The 22,958-nt window shown below is 60.0% G+C and carries 17 protein-coding genes and 4 pseudogenes; 9 read left to right on the top strand and 12 right to left on the bottom strand.

Annotation, left to right across the window (positions count from 1 at the left end):
• Positions 1-123: 123 nt before the first annotated feature.
• The 3 genes and pseudogenes from plsB to L9Z73_RS07145 form a co-directional block, all read left to right on the top strand.
• Positions 124-2,319: pseudogene (gene plsB / locus L9Z73_RS07155) on the top strand (glycerol-3-phosphate 1-O-acyltransferase PlsB); the annotation flags it as partial.
• A gap of 59 nt (positions 2,320-2,378) precedes the next feature.
• The gene (locus L9Z73_RS07150; RefSeq protein WP_247397912.1) at positions 2,379-2,780 is read left to right on the top strand and encodes a YbaY family lipoprotein; all 402 of its coding nucleotides are present in this window, start codon (positions 2,379-2,381) and stop codon (positions 2,778-2,780) included.
• Between the two features lie 27 nt (positions 2,781-2,807).
• Positions 2,808-3,497 (top strand): DUF4197 domain-containing protein, encoded by a 690-nt coding sequence (locus L9Z73_RS07145; protein ID WP_247397911.1) that lies wholly within the window; start codon positions 2,808-2,810, stop codon positions 3,495-3,497.
• Positions 3,498-3,971: 474 nt separating this feature from the next.
• Here the strand turns inward: L9Z73_RS07145 and L9Z73_RS07140 are convergent, their stop codons facing one another.
• Genes L9Z73_RS07140 through L9Z73_RS07125 form a run of 4 tightly spaced genes read right to left on the bottom strand, consistent with a single transcriptional unit; the run spans position 3,972 to position 7,390 of the window.
• On the bottom strand, positions 3,972-4,565 hold the full coding sequence (locus tag L9Z73_RS07140; protein ID WP_247397908.1) for a LysE family translocator: 594 nt from the start codon (positions 4,563-4,565) through the stop codon (positions 3,972-3,974).
• A gap of 49 nt (positions 4,566-4,614) precedes the next feature.
• The gene (locus L9Z73_RS07135) at positions 4,615-5,232 is read right to left on the bottom strand and encodes a LysE family translocator (protein ID WP_247397905.1); all 618 of its coding nucleotides are present in this window, start codon (positions 5,230-5,232) and stop codon (positions 4,615-4,617) included.
• A gap of 32 nt (positions 5,233-5,264) precedes the next feature.
• The gene (gene glyA, locus L9Z73_RS07130) at positions 5,265-6,590 is read right to left on the bottom strand and encodes a serine hydroxymethyltransferase (RefSeq protein ID WP_247397903.1); all 1,326 of its coding nucleotides are present in this window, start codon (positions 6,588-6,590) and stop codon (positions 5,265-5,267) included.
• Between the two features lie 35 nt (positions 6,591-6,625).
• Positions 6,626-7,390 (bottom strand): HalD/BesD family halogenase, encoded by a 765-nt coding sequence (locus L9Z73_RS07125; RefSeq protein ID WP_247397900.1) that lies wholly within the window; start codon positions 7,388-7,390, stop codon positions 6,626-6,628.
• Between the two features lie 192 nt (positions 7,391-7,582).
• Between L9Z73_RS07125 and L9Z73_RS07120 the strand changes: the two genes are divergently transcribed.
• Positions 7,583-8,038 carry an Lrp/AsnC family transcriptional regulator gene (locus L9Z73_RS07120; protein ID WP_247397898.1) on the top strand — a complete coding sequence of 152 codons (456 nt, stop codon included), beginning with the start codon at positions 7,583-7,585 and terminating at the stop codon, positions 8,036-8,038.
• Positions 8,039-8,168: 130 nt separating this feature from the next.
• On the opposite strand, the gene L9Z73_RS07115 is transcribed toward L9Z73_RS07120, so the two are convergent.
• On the bottom strand, positions 8,169-11,234 hold the full coding sequence (locus L9Z73_RS07115) for an efflux RND transporter permease subunit (protein ID WP_247397896.1): 3,066 nt from the start codon (positions 11,232-11,234) through the stop codon (positions 8,169-8,171).
• Between the two features lie 6 nt (positions 11,235-11,240).
• Positions 11,241-12,341, bottom strand: a complete 1,101-nt coding sequence (locus L9Z73_RS07110) for an efflux RND transporter periplasmic adaptor subunit (protein ID WP_247397894.1) — start codon at positions 12,339-12,341, stop codon at positions 11,241-11,243.
• A 93-nt stretch (positions 12,342-12,434) separates the two neighbouring features.
• Here L9Z73_RS07110 and L9Z73_RS07105 point away from each other — a divergent pair, with 93 nt between their 5' ends.
• Positions 12,435-13,094 carry a TetR/AcrR family transcriptional regulator gene (locus L9Z73_RS07105; protein WP_247397892.1) on the top strand — a complete coding sequence of 220 codons (660 nt, stop codon included), beginning with the start codon at positions 12,435-12,437 and terminating at the stop codon, positions 13,092-13,094.
• A gap of 18 nt (positions 13,095-13,112) precedes the next feature.
• Here L9Z73_RS07105 and L9Z73_RS07100 read toward each other — a convergent pair.
• Positions 13,113-13,217 (bottom strand): annotated as a pseudogene (locus tag L9Z73_RS07100) (class I SAM-dependent methyltransferase); the annotation flags it as partial.
• On the opposite strand from L9Z73_RS07100, the pseudogene pta reads away from it, so the two are divergent.
• Positions 13,207-13,971: pseudogene (gene pta / locus L9Z73_RS07095) on the top strand (phosphate acetyltransferase); the annotation flags it as partial. The pseudogenes L9Z73_RS07100 and pta sit on opposite strands and share 11 nt — an antisense overlap.
• A complete protein-coding gene (locus L9Z73_RS07090) occupies positions 13,972-14,871 on the top strand; it encodes an acyltransferase (protein ID WP_247397890.1) in 900 nt (299 codons plus the stop codon).
• A 175-nt stretch (positions 14,872-15,046) separates the two neighbouring features.
• On the opposite strand, the gene cysN is transcribed toward L9Z73_RS07090, so the two are convergent.
• The 3 genes from cysN to L9Z73_RS07075 all read right to left on the bottom strand — a co-directional run bounded on the left by cysN (position 15,047) and on the right by L9Z73_RS07075 (position 18,914).
• On the bottom strand, positions 15,047-16,945 hold the full coding sequence (gene cysN, locus L9Z73_RS07085; protein ID WP_247397888.1) for a sulfate adenylyltransferase subunit CysN: 1,899 nt from the start codon (positions 16,943-16,945) through the stop codon (positions 15,047-15,049).
• 9 nt (positions 16,946-16,954) lie between these two features.
• Entirely contained in the window at positions 16,955-17,872 is a 918-nt protein-coding gene (cysD, locus tag L9Z73_RS07080; protein WP_010565604.1) for a sulfate adenylyltransferase subunit CysD, read from the bottom strand.
• Between the two features lie 283 nt (positions 17,873-18,155).
• Positions 18,156-18,914 (bottom strand): Nif3-like dinuclear metal center hexameric protein, encoded by a 759-nt coding sequence (locus L9Z73_RS07075; RefSeq protein ID WP_247397886.1) that lies wholly within the window; start codon positions 18,912-18,914, stop codon positions 18,156-18,158.
• Positions 18,915-19,016: 102 nt separating this feature from the next.
• Here L9Z73_RS07075 and algW point away from each other — a divergent pair, with 102 nt between their 5' ends.
• Positions 19,017-20,171 carry a Do family serine endopeptidase AlgW gene (algW, locus tag L9Z73_RS07070; RefSeq protein WP_247397884.1) on the top strand — a complete coding sequence of 385 codons (1,155 nt, stop codon included), beginning with the start codon at positions 19,017-19,019 and terminating at the stop codon, positions 20,169-20,171.
• A 135-nt stretch (positions 20,172-20,306) separates the two neighbouring features.
• Here the strand turns inward: algW and hemH are convergent, their stop codons facing one another.
• Entirely contained in the window at positions 20,307-21,332 is a 1,026-nt protein-coding gene (gene hemH / locus L9Z73_RS07065; RefSeq protein WP_247397882.1) for a ferrochelatase, read from the bottom strand.
• A gap of 14 nt (positions 21,333-21,346) precedes the next feature.
• Positions 21,347-22,246: a TIGR01777 family oxidoreductase gene (locus L9Z73_RS07060; protein WP_247397879.1), complete on the bottom strand. Its 900-nt coding sequence runs from the start codon at positions 22,244-22,246 to the stop codon at positions 21,347-21,349.
• Positions 22,247-22,457: 211 nt separating this feature from the next.
• Between L9Z73_RS07060 and L9Z73_RS07055 the strand changes: the two are divergent.
• A pseudogene (locus L9Z73_RS07055) lies at positions 22,458-22,946 on the top strand (NAD(P)/FAD-dependent oxidoreductase); the annotation flags it as partial.
• Positions 22,947-22,958 lie beyond the last annotated feature (12 nt).

Genomic DNA, 22,958 nt, shown 5'->3' with positions numbered 1-22,958 from the left:
AAGGCCAACAACGGCACGGCCTACCGCTACCCGTGGACCTGGCGGCTGATCAAGTAAACAGGCGCGCACAAAAAAACCGACAGCGATGTCGGTTTTTTTGTACCTGGACAAAGACCTCAGATGGTCAACACCCTCAGCGCACACGCACAAGAGAATGCACAAATCATTCCGGTCAGCGTGTTCTGGGGGCAGTCGCCCGACAGCGAGTCCAGCCCCTGGAAACTGCTGTTCGCCGACAGCTGGGCCGTCACCGGGCGCCTGCGCCGGCTGCTGAGCATCCTGATCCTCGGGCGCAAGACCCGCGTGCAATTCTCCGCGCCAATCAACCTGCGTGAATTGATCGAGCACAATAAAGGCCACGAACGCACCGTGCGCATGGCCCAACGCATCCTGCGCGTACACTTTCGTAACCTGAAAACCGCAGTGATCGGCCCCGACCTGTCCCACCGCCGTAACCTGGTGAAGGGCCTGGTGAATATGCCGCTGGTGCGCCAGGCCATCCTTGATGAAGCCGAACGCGAAAAGATCAGCCCGGAAAAAGCCAAGGCCCAGGCGCTGCGCTACGGCAATGAAATTGCCTCGGACTACACCTACACCGCGATCCGCTTCCTGGAAGTGGTGCTGAGCTGGTTCTGGAACAAGATCTACGACGGCATCAAGGTCAATAACATCGAGGGCGTGCAAAAGGTTGCCCAGGGTTACGAAGTGATCTACGTCCCCTGTCACCGTAGCCACATCGACTACCTGCTGCTGTCCTACCTGCTGTTCAAGAACGGCCTGACACCGCCGCACGTTGCCGCCGGCATCAACCTGAACATGCCGGTGATCGGCAGCCTGCTGCGCCGAGGCGGTGCGTTTTTCATGCGGCGCACCTTCAAGGGCAATCCGCTGTACACCTCGGTGTTCAACGAATACCTGCATACCCTGTTCACCAAGGGGTTCCCGGTGGAGTACTTCGTCGAAGGCGGACGTTCGCGCACCGGGCGCATGCTGCAACCGAAAACCGGCATGTTGGCGATCACGTTGCGCAGTTTCCTGCGCTCCTCGCGTATGCCGATCGTGTTCGTGCCGGTGTATATCGGCTATGAGCGTGTGCTCGAAGGCCGCACCTACCTCGGTGAGTTGCGCGGTGCGAGCAAGAAGAAAGAGTCGATCTTCGATATTTTCAAGGTGGTCGGTGCGCTCAAGCAGCGTTTTGGCCAGGTCGCCGTCAACTTCGGTGAACCGATCAAACTGGCGCAATTCCTCGATGCCGAGCAACCGGGCTGGCGCGCCCAGGAACTGGGGCCCCACTACAAACCGGCGTGGCTCAACCAAACCACCAACCGCCTCAGCGAACAGGTGGCGCGCCACTTGAACGAAGCGGCAGCGATCAACCCGGTGAACCTGGTGGCCCTGGCGTTGCTGTCGACCACGCGCCTGGCCCTGGATGAACAGGCCATGGCCCGCCAGTTGGACCTGTACCTGGCGCTGCTGCGCCGTGTGCCCTACTCGCCCTATACCACCCTGCCCGAAGGGGATGGCATGGCGCTGATCAAACACGTCAAGGACATGAACCTGCTGTCGGAACAGAGCGATGCCCTCGGCAAGATTCTGTACCTGGACGAGCAAAACGCGGTCCTGATGACCTACTACCGCAATAACGTGCTGCATATCTTTGCCTTGCCGGCGCTGCTGGCGAGCTTCTTCCAGAGCAGCTCGCGCATGAGCCGCGAGCAGATTCTGCGCTACACCCATGCGCTGTACCCGTACCTGCAATCGGAGCTGTTTATCCGCTGGTCGATGGAGGAACTGGACCCGGTGATCGACCAATGGCTGGAGGCGTTTGTCGAACAAGGCCTGCTGCGCTTCGAGAACAACGTGTACCTGCGCCCGGCGCCAAGTTCGCGGCACTTTGTGCTGCTGACACTGCTGTCCAAAAGCATCGCCCAGACCCTGCAACGCTTCTACATGGCGATCTCGCTGCTGCTCAACAGCGGCCAGAGCAGCATCAGCGCCGAAGAGCTGGAAGACCTGTGTACGATCATGGCCCAGCGCCTATCGATCCTGCATGGCCTCAACGCCCCGGAGTTCTTCGACAAGAGCCTTTTCCGACATTTTATTCAGACGTTGCTGGAGCAAGATGTGCTGCGCCGCGACGAAGCCGGCAAGTTGAGCTATCACGACCAGCTCGGTGATCTGGCTGAGGGCGCGGCTAAACGGGTGCTGCCGGCCGAGATTCGTTTGTCGATCCGTCAGGTCGCCCTGCATCGCGTCGACGGCGCGGCCGAAGCGCCGGTCGAAGCGCCGGTCGAAGCTGAAGCCCTCAAACCGGAATAAAGCCGCTAGATTGAATAAGGCGTCGCAGGGTTACGGCGCCGTTGAAAAGGAGCTACACCATGAAAAAGATCATCCTCCTGGGCCTGACCGCCCTGCTCGGAGCCTGTCATTCGATGAACCCCGCGCCCAAGGCCAGCCTTGATGGCGAAGTGTTCTACCTGCAACGCATCGCGCTGCCGCCGACGGCCATCTTGAGCGTCAGCCTGCAGGACGTATCGCTGATGGACGCTCCGGCCGTGACCCTGGCCGAGCAGAAAGGCCCGGTCAAAGGCCAGGTGCCGCTGCCGTTCCACTTGAGCTACGACCCGGCCCAGGTCAAGCCGGGCCACAGTTACTCGGTCAGCGCTCGCATCGAAGTAGACGGCAAGCTACTGTTTATCACCACCGAGCGGCACGCCGTGCAACTCAATGGTCAAGACTCCCAACCGCTGCGCCTGCGGGTTGACGCGGTCGCACACTGATTATTTGCAGATCATAAGGAAGCGTCCATGCTCCGTAATTCCCTTCGCCTCACTGCCCTGTGCGCCGGCCTGCTGCTCGGTGCCAATGCCATGGCGCTGTCCCTTGGCAGCCTGTCCCAGGGCGACGCCACCGGCGGCCTCAAGGATGCTTTGACCCAAGGCGCGCAGATCGCCGTGAAACAACTGGGTGTACCGGGTGGTTTCAGCAACAACCCCGAAGTCAAGATCGGCCTGCCGGGAAAACTGGGCAAAGTCGCCGACAAGCTGAAGATGTTCGGCATGGGTGAACAGGTCGAGCAGCTCGAAACCAGCATGAACAAAGCCGCTGAGACCGCCGTGACCCAGGCCCAGCCAATCCTGGTCAACGCGGTGAAAAACATGAGCGTGACCGACGCCAAGGGCATCCTCACCGGCGGCCAGGACTCGGCCACCCAGTACCTGAACAAAAGCAGCCGCGAAGCCATCCGCGCCAAGTTCCTGCCGATCGTCAAGGCCGCCACCGACAAGGTCGGCGTGGCCCAGCAGTACAACGCCCTGGCAGGCAAGGCCGCAGCGTTTGGCGCGGTCGATGCCAACAGTGCCACCGTCGAAAACTACGTGACGGAACAAGCGCTGGATGGTTTGTTCAAGATGATTGCGCAGCAGGAAGAGACGATTCGCAAAAACCCGGCCGCTGCGGCGACCAGTTTGGCGAAGAAGGTGTTTGGCGCGCTTTAACGCCACACGAGGTGAGCAGAAAAAAGGCCCTGACATCGTCAGGGCCTTGTTTTTTTCGCCGAACCGTCCATCAAGCCCCCGAACCAAGCGCCCCATGCTCACGCCCGGCGGCGTTGACGAATAGGCTCAATAGTGGATGTGCGAAGCGCGTCGAGCGGCCCCGTGAGACATGTGCGTGCTATGAGAGCTGGACGAAGCCGTATTGACGTTATGGTTATCGTTGTTGATATTAATATTGATATCGCGATTGGCGTTTGGCTGATTCTGTCCAAACATATTTCCAAGCCCAAGCATCGAGCCCGCGAATTGCATCGGTAACGCCAGCAAAGGTAAAAGCATACACACCCCGTCCTATTCAGATTAATGCCCACTCCCCGCCCCGCATCTCATACGCGGGAACCGCTCGGTCGGCTAATCCTGTGTGGACGCAAGGGTAAAAACGGTTCCTTCCTGCGTGTGAAATACTGCGTCGCTTCAGTTGAAAATCGAGTCAGCCAGGCGCCCCAGTAGAACCGTGGCAAAACACCCAATGGCCACCGCGGTAGCCCGGTTGATGTTCAACGGCGTCAGCCACGCCTTTTGACCCCCTTCGAACCGACTGCCCAGCAAGATCCAGGCAGACCCTACAGGTATCACCACCAACGCAAGCGTGGACATGAACTCGGCGTACCCTGGCAGCGTGGCAAATGCGCTGATCGGGGCAATAAACGAAACAATCAGCAGGCCCTTGGGGTTCACCACCGTCAGCCAGAAGAAGTACCACCCGGAGAAGCGGTCCGTGCCAGGGTCGACAGCAGTGCTCTTGCGTTGCCACAAAGTGAAGGACAGTTGAAGCAGATAGCAGACGGCAGCCGTCTGCGTGACTTTCACGGCCCAGGGAGACCAGGCCGACACATAGAACAACACGGCCCCCCAAACAGAAACCTGAAGCAGGTACGCCAGGCATTCGATAAATGCCATGCGCCATGAAGCTGCAAACCCAAACAGTACCCCTGCACGCATTAACAGGGTATTGGTCGGCCCAGGCACGACCAGTAGCAACACCAGTGCAGAAACGGTCCCAAACATAAAAACTATCCTCGCTCGGAAATAATCAATGGTCTTTCCACCGACAGCGCTATTGCGTCAGCGTGAATGACCAGGCGACCGTCGCTATCATCAAAATCGCGAAGCTTACGTTAAGTCGTCGGTTCCACGTGGGATGGATGAATAACTTGCGCATCCTGCTGCCCGCGTAGAGCCACAGAAAGTCGAAGACCACACACACCAGCAGACAGATCAATGCTTTCGTCGCCTGCTCCCAGGCAGCTGTAGTGCCCAGGGTGAAACTGCCCAACAACGCGGCAAATGCGGCATAGGCCTTGACATTCGCAACACCCAGCACAAACCCCGCGCCCCAGCCCGGTGTAAACACGGACTGCTCGTCCCTGATGGGCGGCGCAGTGCCAATGCGGTAGGCCAGCCACAAAATATAAACTACGGAGATGACCGTCAGTGCCGTCGCCAGCACCGGAAAGCTGTGCAAAACCACATACAGGCCCGTGGCGACCAATGCCATGGCGATCACCAACCCCAGCGTGATCCCTACGAAAAACCGGGTCGAACGCCGCATGCCATAAGCGGCCCCGCTCGCCGCCAACGCCAGGGTGGCAGGACCCGGGCTGGCAAGCAGGGCGATGGCGGCGACGGCAAAGGTGAATAGCGCCGGGTAAACGGACAGTGCAGTGTCGGGCATACAGATCCCCTCAGAAGAATATTCGTAATGGCTTAGCGAGGCAGCCCCTGTTCATGGCAGTAATAAACGGTCCTGTGATTCTTCATAAAGTCGATCACGCCATTGGCGACCGCCATAGGATCTTCTTGATGCAGCAGTACCTTGGCAATCTGCTCGGCGATCCAAGCCATCTCGCGTTCTTTCATTCCCAAGCGGGTCACTTCGACGGTGCCCAACCGAATGCCCGTTTCGTTGTAGGGGTCTGTATCCCAAGGCAGCGGCATCTCGTTGGCAATGATATTGGCAGCCTCCAGCCGCCGCACCGCTTCGCGGCCACAGGCAAAAGGTTTTGAATCGATCACGATCTGGTGAGTGCGGGTGTAGCCCTGCTCTCGATAGAAGGCATTCACACCCCAGTGCTCCAGGTGCAGCGCCAACGCCTGTGCATTACTGACCACTTGTTTCATGTAGGCCTGCCCGTATTCCAACATCTCCGTCGCCGCCACGGCGAGTGCCGCGACCCGATTGATTTGATGGCTGCCCGTCAGCGTCGGGAAAATCGCCTCATGCAAAGGTGACGTCAATCTCGCGTCGTTCCACACAATCACGCCGCCTTGGGGGCCACTGAAGGTCTTCCCGGAGGAACCGGTCATCAGGTCGGCGCCCTCAGCCAATGGGTCCTGAAACAGGCCCGCGCTGATCAGGCCCAATTGGTGCGCAGCGTCAAAATAGACTTTGCCGTCCCACGGAGAAACGATGCCTTTGATGTCGGCAACAGGCAGGGGAAAAAGGGTCAGCGTCATACCCAAGCCAATCACTTTTGGCTTCATGACTCGGGCAATTTCGCTAAACCGCGTAAGATCAATATCCGCAGTTTTGTGGATATAGGGAATGTCCCATACCTTGAGCCCGCGCACCCCGGGAGGCCCGTTGGTTCTGTTACTGGTGTCTCCGCCTCTGATCACCGGTACGGTCATGACACTGTCCTCAGGGCGAGCGAGGGCCGTATAGGCCGCAAGCACCGCCGCCATGCCGCCCATCAATCGATGATCGGCATGCTCGGCACGAAACGCGATTTTCAGCAGTTCCACGCAGAGCGATTCCAGCTCGTCGATATTCTTCATCCCTGAGAAGAAGCGGTTGTCCCGCCCGATATGCCCGCCCGATGCACGGGTGCCCACCTCACTGGACAGCAGAGCGCGCACGGACGGGCTGGTGGGTGACTCGGCGGCGACGAGATTGATGCACTGCTGGCCACGCCACTGTTCATTTCTAGAGACTGCCGCCCTGACCAAGTCGGCCATTGCTGCGTGTGACTGCGCCTGTTTGAGTAAGGTACTGGCCTGCTGAAGGCATTGAGTGTCGTGCATGATCATCATCCCGTATGTCCATATAACAGCCGGATCGCCGTGCTTTACGTCAGACTTTTTGCCGCCTGCGCGTGCTCGTCTTCCCACCAGCGGTCATTGCCATGCAGGTTTCGACTGAGGTCTTTTTCAGCGGCCCAGGTCATGTTGAGGATGATCCGGGTAGCGTCCTCATTAAGTGGGATGGTGCGATGCAGCGTGGTGTCCGTGCGCAGGAAATAAACATCACCCGTATTGAAACCGTAGGTGGCAATCGGGTTGCTGCACAAAAGCTCGTGAATCCTGGGGTTGGCTTTGTCCCACGAAGTGTGAGGAACGCATTGCAGCATCCCTCCTTTTGCGATGGGCGGCGTTTCGATAATCCAGATCAGCGCGAAACTGTAATCGCCCCAATGCCAGCCATGGGTATCGCCTTTACGCTCCTGCTTGGTAATCAGGTACTCCTCGTCCTTGGAGACCGATGGGACGATCCGTGTATCTGCAATCTGGGACAACGTGTCGAGCAATACCTGGCACTTCGACAGCGAGTTGATCATAGGGCTGTTTTCAGCGATGAATTCGCTGCGCACGACGCTCATATAGCGAGGCGTATTGTCAGTAGTTGCCAAGTGCAGGTCGCGGCGTTCGAGTTGCCGATCAATCAACCCCTTGACTTCAGCTGTTATGTTTTCGCGCAAGTGATCGTCGACAATATCGCGCAACTTTAAAAACCCATTTCGGGCAAACTCATGACGCAATGAAAATATCTTTTCGGCAGGAAAGTTATTATTGTGATGTTGTTGCAAGCTAGCCACATCAAGTACGTAGTTCATTTCGTTCCCTCGACAATGTAGATCAAGTTGAAATAGAAACATCACAGCACGCCGTTAAGTGAGCTGCGCAGTACTGCAGAGACTGCTGGCAAAACAATAGTTAGCCGCGTTGAAAAAATCCATTCATTTTTCATCGATCTGTGGTATGTAAGATTTTCATGCTATTCCATCAATATTCGTAAGGTCCATCTAATGAAAAAGCTTACAAAGAGCGACCAGAGGCTAGACCCTATTGACCGCGCTCTGATTGTCGCCCTTCACCAGAACGCCCGCACGTCTATTCGCGCCCTTAGCCGGCAAGTGGGATTGTCCGCCCCCGGTTGCAGTGAACGCCTCAAGCGTCTTGAAGTGGCGGGCGTCATCAGTGGGTTCAGCGTTGAGTTGGACGCCCAGGCACTGGGCTTTGCGTTGCAAGCACTGGTCAGGGTTAAACCCTTTACCGGAAAGTTCCAACAAGTGGAACAGTTGCTCGCGCAAATGGCTGAATGTGTTGTGTGCTACAAAATTACCGGGGACGACAGTTTTGTCTGCCATCTTTATACCGATTCCGTTAGCCACCTGGATCTTACACTACAAAAAATCTCACCCCTGGCCGACACTAATACATCGATTATAAAAACCGTCGAGAAGAAACTGCCTTCCCTCTGACTGGACCGGTGGGAGATATCCAGGCGCTATTGGCAGCTGTCGGGTTTAAGGCTTTCCCCACTAACTGAATTCTGTTTCTAACGCACATCAGGCGCAGGTACTTATCTACATACGCCTATTTTCATTATGCTTAGTCACTCGCTTTCTTGACACGGAACCAGGCTGCGTAAAGCGCGGGCAGAAACAACAACGTCAACGCCGTCGCCACAATCAACCCGCCCATGATCGCCACCGCCATCGGTCCGAAGAACACGCTGCGGGACAGCGGGATCATCGCCAGTACCGCCGCAAGGGCTGTGAGAACAATCGGCCGGAAACGTCGGACGGTGGCTTCGATAATCGCCTGCCACGGCGCCAGTCCAGCCTTGATGTCCTGTTCGATCTGGTCCACCAGGATCACCGAGTTGCGCATGATCATCCCTGACAGGGCGATGGTGCCGAGCATCGCCACGAAGCCGAAGGGTTGGCGGAACACCAGCAGGAACAGCGTGACCCCGATCAGGCCCAGGGGCGCCGTGAGAAATACCATCACCGTGCGTGAGAAGCTGCGTAGTTGCAGCATCAGCAACGTCAGCACCACCACGATAAACAGCGGCACGCCGGCCTTGACCGAATTCTGCCCACGGGCGGAATCCTCGACGGTTCCGCCGACGTCCAGTAGGTAACCGTCCGGCAGTTCGGCGCGCACGCCTTCGAGGGTCGGCAGGATCTGCTGAACCAGGGTCGCCGGTTGTTCCTTGCCGTAGATGTCGGCGCGCACGGTCACGGTGGGCAGGCGATTGCGGTGCCAGATGATGCCTTCTTCGAAGCCGTATTCGAGGGTCGCGATCTGCGACAGCGCGACGCTTTTACCGTTGTCCGTCGGTACGGCCAGGCTGGGCAGCAGCGACAGTTCGGTGCGCTCGTAAACGGTGCCGCGCAGGAGGATTTCGATCAACTCGTTGTCCTCCCGGTACTGGCTGACGCTGGCACCGGTCAGAGAACTCTGCAGAAATTTCGACAGGTTGGCGGTGCTCACACCAAGGGCGCGCGCGCGGTCCTGGTCAATATTGAGGTAGACAACTTTGCTCGGCTCCTCCCAGTCCAAATGCACGTTCACCACGTGGGTATTTTCGCGCACCTTGGCCGCCACTTTCCGCGCCAGGGCACGGACTTCTTCGATGTGCTCGCCGGTCACGCGAAACTGCACCGGGTAACCCACGGGAGGGCCGTTTTCCAGGCGTGTGACGCGTGAACGCAGCTCGGGAAAATGCTCGTTGAGGGTTTGGATCAACCAGATACGCAGGCTTTCGCGCTCCTCGATGGACTTGGCCAACACCACAAATTGCGCAAAGCTGGCGGCCGGCAGTTGCTGGTCGAGGGGCAGATAGAAGCGCGGCGAGCCGGTGCCGACATAGGCCACGTAGTTGTCGATGCCGGCGTGCTCCTTGAGCAGGGCTTCCAGGCGCTTGACCTGGCCAGCGGTGTTGCTCAGAGACGCGCCCTCGGTGAGTTTCAGGTCGACCATCAACTCCAGGCGGCCGGAAGCCGGGAAGAACTGTTGCGGCACAAAACGAAACAGCGCGACCGAGCCGATAAACAGCAGCAGGGTCAGGACGATCACGGTCTTGCGTCGAGTGACGCACCACTCGACCAAACGTCTGACACGCTGGTAGAACGGTGTGCCGTAGGGATCGGCACCGTCGGCACCGTGTTTGGCCGCATGAATTTTCGCCAGGTCCGGCAGGAGTTTTTCGCCCAGATACGGCACGAACACCACGGCAGCGATCCACGAGGCGAGCAACGCGATGGTCACCACCTGGAAGATCGAGCGAGTGTATTCACCGGTACTCGATTGCGCGGTGGCGATCGGCAGGAAGCCGGCTGCCGTGATCAGCGTACCGGTCAGCATCGGGAACGCGGTGCTGGTCCAGGCGAAACTGGCCGCTTTAAGCCGGTCGTAACCCTGCTCCATTTTGATCGCCATCATTTCCACGGCGATGATCGCGTCATCCACCAGCAAGCCCAGGGCCAGCACCAGGGCGCCGAGGGAAATCTTGTGCAGGCCGATGCCGAGGTAATACATGCTGGCAAAGGTCATTGCCAGCACCAGCGGAATCGCCAGGGCCACCACCATGCCAGTGCGCACGCCGAGGGAGAAAAAGCTCACCAGCAAGACTATGGCCAGCGCCTCGGCCAACACTTGGACGAATTCTCCGACACCGGTTTTCACCGCAGCCGGTTGGTCCGACACCTTGCGCAGTTGCATGCCCGCCGGAAGGTTCTTCTGCAGGCGTGCGAACTCACCTTCGAGGGCTTTGCCCAATACCAGAATGTCGCCGCCCTCATGCATGGCGACGGCCAGACCGATCGCGTCTTCGCCCATATAGCGCATGCGCGGTGCCGGTGGATCATTGAAACCACGGTGAATATCGGCCACGTCGCCAATACGGAAGGTGCGGTCGCCTACGCGAATCGGGAAGCTACGGATCTCTTCCACACTCTTGAAATTGCCCGACACCCGCAGTTGCACGCGCTCAGTCGGGGTTTCAAAGAAGCCGGCCGTGGAGACGGCGTTCTGTTCCTGCAACGCTTGTTGTACGGCGGCCAGCGGTAAGCCGAGGGTGGCGAGTTTGAGGTTGGACAACTCGATCCAGATCTTCTCATCCTGCAGGCCGAGCAGTTCGACCTTGCCCACATCCGGCACGCGTTGCAGTTGAATCTGGATGCGGTCGGCGTAGTCCTTGAGCACCGCATAGTCAAAACCGTCGCCGGTCAGGGCGTAGATGTTGCCAAAGGTGGTGCCGAATTCATCGTTGAAAAACGGCCCCTGGATATCCGGCGGCAAGGTCTGGCGAATATCGCTGATCTTCTTGCGCACCTGATACCACAGCTCGGGAATCTGCGCCGAGCGCATGGCATCGCGGGCGACGAAAGTGACCTGGGACTCGCCGGGGCGCGAGAAAGAGACAATGCGCTCGTACTCGCCGGTCTCCATCAGCTTTTTCTCGATGCGTTCGGTGACCTGGCGCGACACCTCCTGGGCCGTGGCTCCGGGCCAGTTGGTCTTGATCACCATGGCCTTGAAGGTGAACGGCGGGTCTTCGCTTTGCCCCAGCTTGGTGTAGGACAGAGTGCCGACCACCGCCAGCAGGATCATCAGGAACAGTACGATCTGGCGATTACGCAACGCCCATTCGGAAAGATTGAAACCCATCGGGGACTACTCCTTGACCGCCAGATTCACCACCCGGTTGGAGCGATCCACCGGGCGCACTTGTTGGCCCTCATGGAGCACATGGACACCGGCGGCAATCACCCAATCGGTGGGGCTCAAGCCTTCGAGCACGGGTACGGTTTTTTCGCCAAAGGCGCCGATACGCACCGGGGTACGCACAAGGGTGTTATCCGGTTGCACGCGCCAGACGTAGGACGCGCCGTTCTCCGAGCTCAGGGCGGACAGCGGCACCGACAGCGGAATAACGCCATCGGCCTGTATGAAAACGCGGGCGCTCTGGCCCAGTTCTGCCGGAACCTTGCCACCGCTGAAGGCAATGCGAGCGGCGAAAGTGCGCGATTTCGGATCGGCGGCGGGCGACAGTTCACGAATACGTCCGGCAAACCGCTGGTCCGGCTGGCTCCACAATTCGACCGACACCGGCTGACCGACCTTGAACCGGCCGAAGCCTTGCTCGGGCAGGCTGATCAGCACTTCACGCTCGCCATCGGTGGCCAGGGTGAACACGGTCTGGCCGGCGGACACCACCTGGCCGACTTCCACCGCGCGTTTGGCGACGACACCATCCTGCGGGGCACGGAGTACGGCATAACCGGCCTGGTTACTGGACACATCGAACTCGGCCTTGATCTGCTTGAGGCGTGCTTCACCCGATCGGTAGAGATTTTCCGCATTGTCGTACTGGGAACGGCTGACCATCTGACGGTCCATCAGGGTCTTGTAGCGGTCACGCTCGGCACGTACCAGCCTCAGGTTGGCCTCGGCGGCGGTCACCTGGGCGCGAGTGGCTTCCAGTTGCAGGCGCACATCCTGCGGGTCGAGTTCCGCCAACGGTTGATTGGCCTTGACCCGCGCGCCCTCTTCCACCTGCCGCTTGCTGACCTTGCCGCCGATGCGAAAGGCCAGGTCCGGCTCATAGCGGGCGCGCACCTCGCCCGGATAGCTGTCCATCGCCTGCGCCGAAGGCTGTGGTTGCACCACCATGGCCGGGCGGAGGGTGGTCTGGGCCGACTCTTCATGGCCGCAGGCGGCGAGTAGAACGACCAGACTGGCAGGCAACGCAAGGGGCAAGAGAATGCTGCGCATGCTGAAGGACCTTTCGCAAATGGAGCTTGGAATAATTATACTGGACAGTATGTTATTAATACCAAACTCACCAGTCCAGTATTAAAGGCGGAAATGTCCTACAATCCTGTCAGCACCAACAGCCCTGGGCGTCCCAAGGACATGGCAAAACGCCAGGCAATCCTCGAAGCAGCGAAAATCCTGTTTTTGAGCAACGGTTACGCAAATACCAGCATGAATGCCGTGGCCCTTGAGGCCGGCGTATCGAAACTGACCGTCTACAGCCACTTCACCGACAAAGAGACCTTGTTCACCGCAGCCGTGGTGGCCAAGTGCGAAGAGCAGTTGCCGGTGATGTACTTCGAGCTGCCCGAGGGCGTGCCTGTGGAGACGGTGCTGCTGAATATCGGGCGACGCTTCCATCGCCTGATCAACAGCAAGGAATCGTTGAGCCTGCACCGCCTGATGATGACCACCGGCAATCAGGACGTAAAACTCTCACAGGTCTTCTTCGAAGCCGGGCCGATGCGCATGTTGCAAGGCATGGAGCGTCTACTTGGGCGCATCGACCAGAGCGGCGCGCTGAGCATCGACAAGCCCTTTACCGCAGCCGAACACTTCTTCTGCCTGCTCAAGGGCACCGCGAACTTCTGCTTGTTGTATGGCTGTGGCGGGCAGTTGAGCGAGGACGCGGCCGAAGCCCATGTGCAGGATGTGGTGGGATTGTTTATGCGGGCCTATCGCAGAGAACCCGCTGCAAGCGGCAACGGGTGACCGCTTGTAGCGTATGGCTTAGGACTTGAGTGCTTTTTTCGGGTAGATGTCGTAGCGGCTGGACTTACCATCCAGCGCATGGCTCGGCTTGGGCCCTTCGATACACGGCGCCTTGCGCGAGCGCTATGTCGAACCAATGGTCGCGTTGCGCAAGAGCAAGAGCCTCAACGCGCCGATGGCCGAACAGCAACTCGAAGACACCGTGGTGATCGCCACCATGATGCTCGCGCTCGATGAAGTCGACGGCCTGGTCTCCGGGGTTATCCACTCCACCGCGAATACCATCCGCCCGGCCCTGCAACTGATCAAGACCGCGCCGGGCTGCACCCTGGTGTCGTCGGTGTTCTTCATGCTGTTCCCCGAACAGGTGCTGGTGTACGGCGACTGTGTGATGAACCCGCACCCGAGCGCCGCCGAACTGGCGGAAATCGCCCTGCAAAGCGCCGACTCGGCGGCTGCGTTCGGCATCACGCCACGGGTGGCGATGATCAGCTATTCCAGCGGTGAGTCGGCCAGCGGCGAAGAAGTGGAAAAAGTCCGCGAAGCCACCCTGCTCGCCCATGAACAGCAAAGCTCGCTGCTGATCGACGGCCCGTTGCAATACGATGCCGCCGCCAACGAAACCGTCGCCCGGCAACTGGCACCCAACAGCCTGGTGGCGGGCAAGGCCACGGTCTTCGTGTTCCCCGACCTGAACACCGGCAACACCACCCACAAGGCGGTGCAACGCAGCGCCGATTGCGTCAGCCTGGGGCCGATGCTCCAGGGCCTGCGCAAACCGGTGAACGACCTGCCGCGCGGCGCCCAGGTCGACGACATTGTGTACACCATCGCGCTGACCGCGATTCAAGCCGCCAACCGACCTATGGAGATCTAAATGCTGGATTTTCTACCTGCCGCCGTGCGCGGGGTGATCGCGTCGTTGCTGCTGGCGCTGAACACGATCCTGCTGTGTTCGTTCCTGTTCATCGTCGCGCTGTTCAAGGCACTGCCGTTCGCCAAGCGCTTCAGCGAATGGCTGATGAACCACACCCATGAAGCCTGGATCAGCAACAACAAGGCGTGGATGAACCTGGTGCGGCGCACCCGCTGGCACCTTAAAGGCCTGGAAGGACTGGACTACCAGCACTCGTATCTGGTGACCAGCAACCACCAGAGCTGGGTCGACATCATGGTGCTGCAATACGTGCTCAATCGACGGATTCGCCCGCTGAAGTTCTTTCTCAAGCAGGAACTGATCTGGGTGCCGGTGATTGGCCTGGCCTGGTGGGCATTGGGCTTTCCGTTCATGAAGCGCTACTCCAAGGCCTACCTGGAAAAACACCCGGAGAAAAAAGGCAAGGACCTGGAAACCACCCGCAAGACCTGCGCGAAGTTTCGCGCCAACCCGGTGGGGATTTTCAACTTTGCCGAAGGCACACGCTTTACGCCGGGCAAGCATGCACAGCAGAACTCGCCCTTTCGCTACTTGCTCAAGCCCAAGGCCGGCGGTATTGCGTTTGTGCTGGATGCCATGGGTGAGCAGTTGAAGTCATTGGTCAATGTGACCATCCACTACCCCGCCGGGCGCCCCGGCTACTGGGACTTGTTGTGCGGGAATGTGCAGGACGTGGTGGTGCGGTTCGAAGAAGTGCCGATCCCGCCTGAGTTCATTGGCAAGAATTATGAGCAGGACGGGGAATATCGATTGGCGTTCCAGGGCTGGATCAATCGGTTGTGGGAAGAGAAGGATGCGCTTCTCAGCCAACTTCACACAGATTATCCAGACCGCCACTGATCAAAATGTGGGAGGGGGCTTGCCCCCGATAGCGGTGCTTCAGTGACCCAATGCTGTAACTGACACTCTGCAATCGGGAGCAAGCCCCCTCTCACATTTGACCGAGCCCGATCTTGAGAATGTAAAAAAGCCCGCCACCGATCACTCGGTGGCGGGCTTTTTGTAGCGGTGAGGTTTAGATCGCGCCGCGCTGACGCAACAGCTCCAGCACTTGCTTGACGCTGTCTTCCAGCGACAAGGCCTGGGTGTCGATCACCAGATCGGCATTCAACGGCACGTCGTATGGGAAGGACTCGCCAGGGATGTTATCCCCACCGGCCGCGTACAAGCCTTGCGGATCACGCTCGGCGCACACCAGCGGTGAAGCCTGCACGTAGACCGTCAGCAAGCGATCGGCACCGATCAGCGCCTTGGCCTGTTCACGCCCTTCGGCATCCGGCGCAACGAACGCGGCCAGGGTCAGCAGGCCGGCTTCGTTGAACTGGCGTGCGACGTGAGCCGCACGACGCCAGTTCTCGGTACGCCCGACACGGTCCTGCGGCAACCCTTTGTTCAGGTCGTGACGCAGGTTCTGGCCATCGAGTACAAACACTGCACGGCCCATGTCGAACAACTTGCGCTCAACCGCGTAGGCTAAGGTGCTTTTACCGGCGCCCGACAGGCCGCTGAACAACACGGTTGCCGGCTGCTGGCCGAAACGCTGGGCACGCTCTTCGGTGGCCACATGGGCCAACTTGCCGTGCTGCGCGGCGCTGCCGTGGACAACCGGCGGCGCGATGATCATGCCCGCGGCCACAGTGCCATTGGTCAAGCGGTCGATGACGATGAACGCGCCGGTGGTGCGGTTGCTCGCGTAACCGTCCAGGGCGACGGCGGCATCGAGGCTGACCTTGACCCGGCCGATCTCGTTCAAGTGCAGCGAACTTGCCGGGCCTTCGGCCAGGGTGTTCACGTCCACGCGATGCACGATGCTGGTGATGGAACCCGGCACGTAGCTGGTGGCGCGCTTGATGTCGTATTTCTTGCCCGGCAGCATCGGTTCTTCGGCCATCCACACCAGCATGGCGTCGAAGGCGTCGGTCACTTGCGGCATGTTATCGGCGTGCACCAACAGGTCGCCACGGGAGATGTCGATCTCGTCTTCCATGGTCAGGGTCACGGCCTGGCCTGGGCCTGCGTGCTCCAGTTCACCGTCGAAGGTGACGATGGATTTGACGCGGCTGCTCTTGCCCGACGGCAACACCACGACTTCGTCGCCCTTATGGACGATGCCGCTGGCCAGGGTGCCGGCAAAACCGCGGAAGTTCAGGTTCGGACGGTTGACGTACTGCACCGGGAAACGCAGGTCGGTGTAGTTGCGGTCGTTGGCGATCTCGACGGTCTCGAGGATCTCCATCAGCGACTGGCCGGTGTACCACGGCGAACGCTCGCTCTTGTTCACCACGTTGTCGCCCTTGAGCGCCGACATCGGTACGAACGCCATGGTGCTCGGCTTGAAGGCGATGCCGTCGGCGAACTTCAGGTAGTCGGCCTTGATCTGCTCGAACACACCTTCGTCGAAACCGTTGAGGTCCATCTTGTTGATGGCGACCACGATGTGCTTGATGCCCAGCAACGAGGCAATGAAGCTGTGGCGACGGGTCTGGGTCTGCACGCCGTAGCGCGCGTCGACCAGGATAATCGCCAGGTCACAGGTAGAGGCACCGGTGGCCATGTTGCGGGTGTACTGCTCATGGCCAGGGGTGTCGGCGATGATGAATTTACGCTTGGCGGTGGAGAAGTAGCGGTAGGCGACATCGATGGTGATGCCCTGCTCACGCTCGGCCTGCAGGCCGTCGACCAGCAACGCCAGGTCGATGTCGTCACCGGTGGTGCCGACCTTCTTCGAATCGCGGGTGATGGCTTCCAGGTGATCTTCGTAGATCATCTTGGAGTCGTGCAGCAGGCGCCCGATCAGGGTGCTCTTGCCGTCGTCGACGTTGCCACAGGTCAGGAAGCGCAACATTTCCTTGCGCTCGTGCTGGCCCAGGTAGGCGAGGATGTCCTCGCTGATCAAATCAGATTGATGCGACATGACAGCCCCTTAGAAATAGCCTTGACGTTTTTTATCTTCCATCGAGCCGGCACCATCGTGGTCGATGACCCGGCCCTGGCGCTCGGAAGTTCGCGTCAGGAGCATTTCCTGAATGATGTCCGTCAGCGTCTCGGCTTCGGACTCCACCGCGCCCGTCAACGGGTAGCAGCCAAGGGTACGGAAACGTACTTTCTTTTTGACGATTCGGGCTTTGTCTTCGTCGGACAGGTGCTCGAGGATGCGGTCGTCGTCGATCATGATCAACGTGCCGTTCTTCTCGATCACATCGCGCTCGGCGGCGAAGTACAGCGGTACGATCGGGATGCCTTCCAGGTAGATGTACTGCCAGATGTCCAGCTCGGTCCAGTTGGACAGCGGGAACACACGGATCGACTCGCCCTTGTTGACGTTGCCGTTGTAGACGTTCCACAGCTCCGGGCGCTGGTTTTTCGGGTCCCAGCGGTGCTTGCTGTCGCGGAACGAGTACACGCGCTCTTTGGCGCGGGACTTTTCTTCATCCCGACGGGCACCGCCGAACGCGGCGTCGAAACCATACTTGTCCAAAGCCTGCTTGAGGCCTTCGGTCTTCATGATGTCGGTGTGCTTGGCGCTGCCGTGGGTGAACGGGTTGATGCCCTGCGCCACACCGTCCGGGTTGACGTGGGTGATCAGGTCCAGGCCGAGTTCTTCAACCATGCGGTCGCGGAACGTGTACATCTCCTGGAATTTCCACTGGGTGTCGACATGCATCACCGGGAACGGCAGCTTGCCCGGGAAGAACGCCTTGCGCGCCAGGTGCAGCATCACGGCGGAGTCTTTACCGATCGAGTAGAGCATCACCGGGTTGTCGAACTCGGCGGCGACCTCGCGGATGATGTGGATGCTTTCCGCCTCCAGCTGTTTCAGATGCGTCAGTTTGTCGACCATGGCTACTCACGGAAAAACGATCTTATGGACGGCCAGCGGGCCGTGTTCGAGCGAGGCATGCTAGCACAGCACCTGCTTCTATTCAGGGCGCCAGCTAGATCGAAACGGTATATGGATATGCCCCGAGGTTTGGCGGCGATGGCCGGCCGAACGCGGTCAAATGTGGGAGTGGCGGTGCGACGATTCGACTTGCTCCCGATTGCAGTGTGCCATTCAACGCATTCATTGACTGAACCAACGCTATCGGGAGCAAGCCCCCTCTCACAGTTATTGGAGGTGTTCGTTAGATCGGGTTGGGGCAATCGATAAACAAATGCTCCAGGGCGAAACGCCGCGCCAGGTAATCGCCCAATGCCTGCACCCCGTAACGCTCGGTGGCGTGATGGCCGGCGGCGACAAAGCTGATGTCGTTTTCGCGGGCGCTGTGGAAGGTCTGCTCGGAGGCTTCGCCGCTCAGGTAAAGGTCGACGCCGGCCGCAATCGCCTGGTCGATGTAGCCCTGGCCACCACCGGTACACCAGCCGACGCGGCGGATCATCTGGCTGCCTTCGATCAACAGCGGCTCGCGCCCCAAGACGCTCTGCACGCGGTGGGCGAAGTCACGCGGCGACAGCGGTTCGGCGAGGGAGCCGACCAGGCCGACGATCTTGAGGTCGGCCGGGTCCAGCGGGCCTTCGACGGTGATGTCCAACTGCCGAGCCAGCTGGACGTTGTTGCCGACCTCGGCGTGCAGGTCCAGCGGCAGGTGGTAGGCCAGCAGGCTGATGTCGTGCTTGAGCAGGGTCTTCAGGCGGCGCTGCTTCATGCCGGTGATGCACGGGTTTTCGCCCTTCCAGAAATAACCGTGGTGGACCAACACCAGATCGGCCTGGGCTTCAACGGCGGCGTCCAGCAATGCCTGGCTGGCGGTGACGCCGCTGACGATGCGCATCACCTGCGGGCGCCCCTCGACCTGCAGGCCGTTGGGGCAGTAATCGGCAATTTTTGCGCTGCCAAGGTAGCGGTCCGCTTCCTCGACGAGGGTGCTCAAAGCAACGGCCATAAAAGACTCCTAAATATCCCGTTCCGAGGCGCTCGCAGCCTCGTATAATGCGCGACATTATGGGCGCTCTCCCGCCCCCTGCAACCTGTCAGGACTTACTTGATGCTCAAGGCACTGCGTTTTTTTGGATGGCCATTGTTGGCTGGCGTGCTGATCGCGATGCTGATTATTCAGCGTTTCCCCCAGTGGGTGGGCTTACCGAGCCTTGATGTGAACCTGCAACAGGCCCCGCAAACCAACGCGGTGGTGCAAGGCCCGGTGACCTATGCCGACGCCGTGGTCATCGCGGCACCTGCGGTGGTCAACCTGTACACCACCAAGGTCATCAACAAGCCGGCGCATCCGCTGTTCGAGGACCCGCAGTTCCGCCGCTATTTCGGCGACAACAGTCCCAAGCAGCGGCGCATGGAATCGAGCCTGGGGTCCGGTGTGATCATGAGCCCGGAAGGCTACATCCTCACCAACAACCACGTGACCACCGGTGCCGACCAGATTGTAGTGGCCCTGCGCGACGGCCGCGAAACCCTGGCTCGCGTCGTCGGCAGCGACCCGGAAACCGACCTCGCGGTGTTGAAGATCGACCTGAAAAGCCTGCCCGCCATCACCATCGGCCGCTCCGAAGGACTGCGGGTCGGCGATGTCGCGCTGGCCATCGGCAACCCGTTCGGCGTCGGCCAGACAGTCACCATGGGCATCATCAGCGCCACCGGGCGTAACCAGTTGGGCCTCAACAGCTACGAAGACTTCATCCAGACCGACGCCGCGATCAACCCCGGCAACTCCGGCGGTGCACTGGTGGATGCCAACGGCAACCTGACCGGCATCAATACGGCGATTTTCTCCAAGTCCGGCGGCTCCCAGGGCATCGGTTTTGCGATCCCGGTCAAGCTGGCGATGGAAGTGATGAAGTCGATCGTCGAGCACGGCCAGGTGATCCGCGGCTGGCTGGGGATCGAAGTGCAGCCGCTGACCAAGGAACTGGCCGAGTCGTTTGGCCTGACCGGGCGCCCGGGCATCGTGGTCGCCGGGATCTTCCGCGATGGCCCGGCACAGAAGGCCGGCCTGCAATTGGGGGATGTGATCCTCAACATCGACGGCGAACCGGCCGGTGATGGCCGCAAGTCAATGAACCAAGTGGCGCGGATCAAGCCGACCGACAAGGTCACGATCCAGGTGATGCGCAACGGTAAAGAGCTCAATCTGTCGGCGGAAATCGGCCTGCGCCCACCGCCTGCGCCGGTGAAGGAAGAAGAATAGCCCGCCTATCACAGAACCTTCACAACCTGTAACGCGCGGTCAAACCTGTGGGAGGGGGCTTGCCCCCGATAGCGATACAACAGTCACCTAATCCAGTGCCTGACAGACCGCTATCGGCAGCAAGCCCCTCCCACATTACAGCGCCACGGGCGCCCGCTCGCACAGGGTGTTAAGCGCCACCGCCCAGTGCTCGCTGTCGTTCAAGCACGGCACCAGCACCAACTCCTCGCCGCCCGCTGCGCGAAATTGCTCCCGCCCGCGATCGCCAATCTCTTCCAGCGTCTCGATGCAGTCGGCGACGAACGCCGGGCACATCACCAGCAGCTTTTTCACGCCTTGCTGAGCCAACGCGTCCAGGCGTGCCTCGGTGTAAGGTTCGATCCACTTCGCCCGGCCCAGGCGCGACTGGAACGCCACCGACCATTTGCCGTCCGGCAGGCCCATGCGCTCGGCAAAGTTGCGGGCGACGCTGAAGCACTGCGCGCGGTAACACGTGGCAAGCACCTGCGGCGAGGCGTTGCGGCAGCAATCGGCATCCTTGAAGCAATGCGCGCCGGTGGGGTCGAGCTTGGTCAGATGACGCTCGGGCAGGCCGTGAAAACTCAGGAGCAAGTGATCGTAGTCCTGCGCCACATAGGGCCGCACGCTCGCCACCAGCGCATCGAGGTATTCCGGCTGATCGTAGAACGGTTGCAGGATCGAGAACTGCACCTTGAGCTTCTTGTCGCGCACCACCCGCCTGGCTTCTTCAATCACCGTGGTCACGGTGCTGTCGGCGAACTGCGGGTACAAAGGCGCCAGGGTGACCTTCTGAATCCCCTGGGCGGCCAGGCGCATCAGGGTCGTTTCAAGGGACGGCTCGCCGTAACGCATCGCCAGCTCCACCGGGCCCTGGGTCCACTGCGCGGTCATTTGCTGCTGCAGGCGCTGGCTAAGCACCACCAGCGGCGAGCCCTCTTCCCACCAGATCGAGGCATAGGCATGGGCCGACTGCTCGGGGCGCTTGATCAGGATCAGCGACACCAACAAGCGCCGCACCGGCCACGGCAGGTCGATCACGTAAGGGTCCATCAAGAACTGATTGAGGTAGCTGCGCACATCGGCCACCGAAGTAGACGCCGGTGACCCCAGATTGACCAGTAACAACGCGTGATCCGTCATGCAACATCCTATCTCTAGAGGCGGCCGGACAAGTCGTCCAAGGCCGCCTTCAACTCAGTGAACTGGAAAGTGAAACCGGCCGCCAACAGGCGCTCGGGCAAAGCCTTCTGGCCGCCCAGCAACAAGCCGGACAACTCACCCAACCCGACCTTCAACACGAAGGCCGGCATGGGCATGAACGCCGGGCGGTGCAGCACCTCGCCCAACGTCTTGGCAAACTCGCGGTTACGCACCGGGTGCGGCGCGCAGGCATTATAGGGACCGCTGGCGTCGCGCTGGTGCAGAAGAAAATCTATCAGCGCGATTTGATCGTTGATATGCACCCACGGCATCCACTGCCGACCATTACCGATCGGCCCGCCCAGTGCCAGCTTGAACGGCAGCAACAGCCGCGACAAAAAGCCGCCCTCGGCCGCCAGCACCAACCCGGTACGCACCAGCACCACACGAATGCCCAGGGCTTCGGCGCGCTGGGCGGTTTCTTCCCAGGCGACACACAACTGGCTGGGGAAGTCGTCCTGCACCGGGCCGCTGGCTTCGGTCAGCTCGCGCTCGCCGCCGTCGCCGTACCACCCCACGGCAGAACCCGAAATCAACACCGCCGGTTTCTCCGCCAGGCTTTCCAGCCATGCCAGCAGGGTTTCGGTCAGGCTGATGCGGCTGCTCCACAGCAGCGCCTTGCGTTTATGCGTCCAGAGGCGATCGGCGATCGGCGCGCCGGCCAGATTAATGACCGCGTCCACCGGGCCGATAACCTCTTGCAGGCTGGCAACACCGCTCACCGCATCGCCACACAACCTGGCGACCTGTTCAGGGTGACGGCTCCACACCGTCAGGCGATGCCCTTGCGCCAGCCAATGGTGGCAAAGTTGACGGCCGATCAGGCCGGTACCGCCGGTCAGCAAAATGTGCATGGGATCTTCCTCATGTAACGTTCGCCACCGATCACTGGTCTATTTTATATGCAGGGATCATTTGTAATCGGGCGTGACATTGATTTAAGCCTCAGCTTTAACCATAGGTCATGCCAAACGATCAGGTACGCCAAAACTTATACCAAAAAACAATATTGTACAGCTATTGGTGTCGGCGTAGTCTGTACCCAACGGTAAAACGAGGCCTCCCATGACTGTCCCCATCGCGATCATCGGCACCGGCATCGCCGGTCTCTCCGCCGCCCGAGCGTTACGAGACGCCGGGCACGTTGTACAACTCTTCGATAAAAGCCGCGGCAGTGGTGGCCGCATGTCCAGCAAGCGCAGCGACGCCGGCGCACTGGACATGGGCGCCCAGTACTTCACCGCCCGCGACCGGCGCTTCGTCAACGAAGTGCAACGCTGGCAAAGCAACGGCTGGGCCGAGCAATGGAAGCCACAGCTGTATAACTTCAAGTCCGGCCAACTCACGCCCTCCCCCGACGAACAGATTCGCTGGGTCGGCACGCCGCGCATGAGCGCCATCACCCGCGCCCTGCTCGACGACCTGCCGGTGCAGTTCGGCTGCCGTATCACCGAAGTGTTCCAAGGCAAACACCACTGGAACCTGCTGGACGCCGACGGCGGCAACCACGGTCCGTTCAGCCACGTCATCATCGCCACGCCCGCCCCGCAAGCAGGGTGCGGGTGA

This window comes from Pseudomonas emilianonis (genome assembly GCF_023072625.1).
In the GTDB taxonomy this organism is placed as follows: domain Bacteria; phylum Pseudomonadota; class Gammaproteobacteria; order Pseudomonadales; family Pseudomonadaceae; genus Aquipseudomonas; species Aquipseudomonas paraveronii.
The sequence above is the reverse complement of the archived record's forward strand: the minus strand, read 5'-3'. Positions and strand labels throughout refer to the sequence as shown.

What these genes read in the sequence shown, in the direction of transcription:
- L9Z73_RS07150 (WP_247397912.1), top strand. Translation starts at nt 2,379, where the DNA reads ATGAAAAAGATCATCCTCCTGGGCCTGACCGCCCTGCTCGGAGCCTGT.
- L9Z73_RS07145 (WP_247397911.1), top strand. Translation starts at nt 2,808, where the DNA reads ATGCTCCGTAATTCCCTTCGCCTCACTGCCCTGTGCGCCGGCCTGCTG.
- L9Z73_RS07140 (WP_247397908.1), bottom strand. Translation starts at nt 4,565, where the DNA reads ATGTTTGGGACCGTTTCTGCACTGGTGTTGCTACTGGTCGTGCCTGGG.
- L9Z73_RS07135 (WP_247397905.1), bottom strand. Translation starts at nt 5,232, where the DNA reads ATGCCCGACACTGCACTGTCCGTTTACCCGGCGCTATTCACCTTTGCC.
- glyA (WP_247397903.1), bottom strand. Translation starts at nt 6,590, where the DNA reads ATGATGATCATGCACGACACTCAATGCCTTCAGCAGGCCAGTACCTTA.
- L9Z73_RS07125 (WP_247397900.1), bottom strand. Translation starts at nt 7,390, where the DNA reads ATGAACTACGTACTTGATGTGGCTAGCTTGCAACAACATCACAATAAT.
- L9Z73_RS07120 (WP_247397898.1), top strand. Translation starts at nt 7,583, where the DNA reads ATGAAAAAGCTTACAAAGAGCGACCAGAGGCTAGACCCTATTGACCGC.
- L9Z73_RS07115 (WP_247397896.1), bottom strand. Translation starts at nt 11,234, where the DNA reads ATGGGTTTCAATCTTTCCGAATGGGCGTTGCGTAATCGCCAGATCGTA.
- L9Z73_RS07110 (WP_247397894.1), bottom strand. Translation starts at nt 12,341, where the DNA reads ATGCGCAGCATTCTCTTGCCCCTTGCGTTGCCTGCCAGTCTGGTCGTT.
- L9Z73_RS07105 (WP_247397892.1), top strand. Translation starts at nt 12,435, where the DNA reads ATGTCCTACAATCCTGTCAGCACCAACAGCCCTGGGCGTCCCAAGGAC.
- L9Z73_RS07090 (WP_247397890.1), top strand. Translation starts at nt 13,972, where the DNA reads ATGCTGGATTTTCTACCTGCCGCCGTGCGCGGGGTGATCGCGTCGTTG.
- cysN (WP_247397888.1), bottom strand. Translation starts at nt 16,945, where the DNA reads ATGTCGCATCAATCTGATTTGATCAGCGAGGACATCCTCGCCTACCTG.
- cysD (WP_010565604.1), bottom strand. Translation starts at nt 17,872, where the DNA reads ATGGTCGACAAACTGACGCATCTGAAACAGCTGGAGGCGGAAAGCATC.
- L9Z73_RS07075 (WP_247397886.1), bottom strand. Translation starts at nt 18,914, where the DNA reads ATGGCCGTTGCTTTGAGCACCCTCGTCGAGGAAGCGGACCGCTACCTT.
- algW (WP_247397884.1), top strand. Translation starts at nt 19,017, where the DNA reads ATGCTCAAGGCACTGCGTTTTTTTGGATGGCCATTGTTGGCTGGCGTG.
- hemH (WP_247397882.1), bottom strand. Translation starts at nt 21,332, where the DNA reads ATGACGGATCACGCGTTGTTACTGGTCAATCTGGGGTCACCGGCGTCT.
- L9Z73_RS07060 (WP_247397879.1), bottom strand. Translation starts at nt 22,246, where the DNA reads ATGCACATTTTGCTGACCGGCGGTACCGGCCTGATCGGCCGTCAACTT.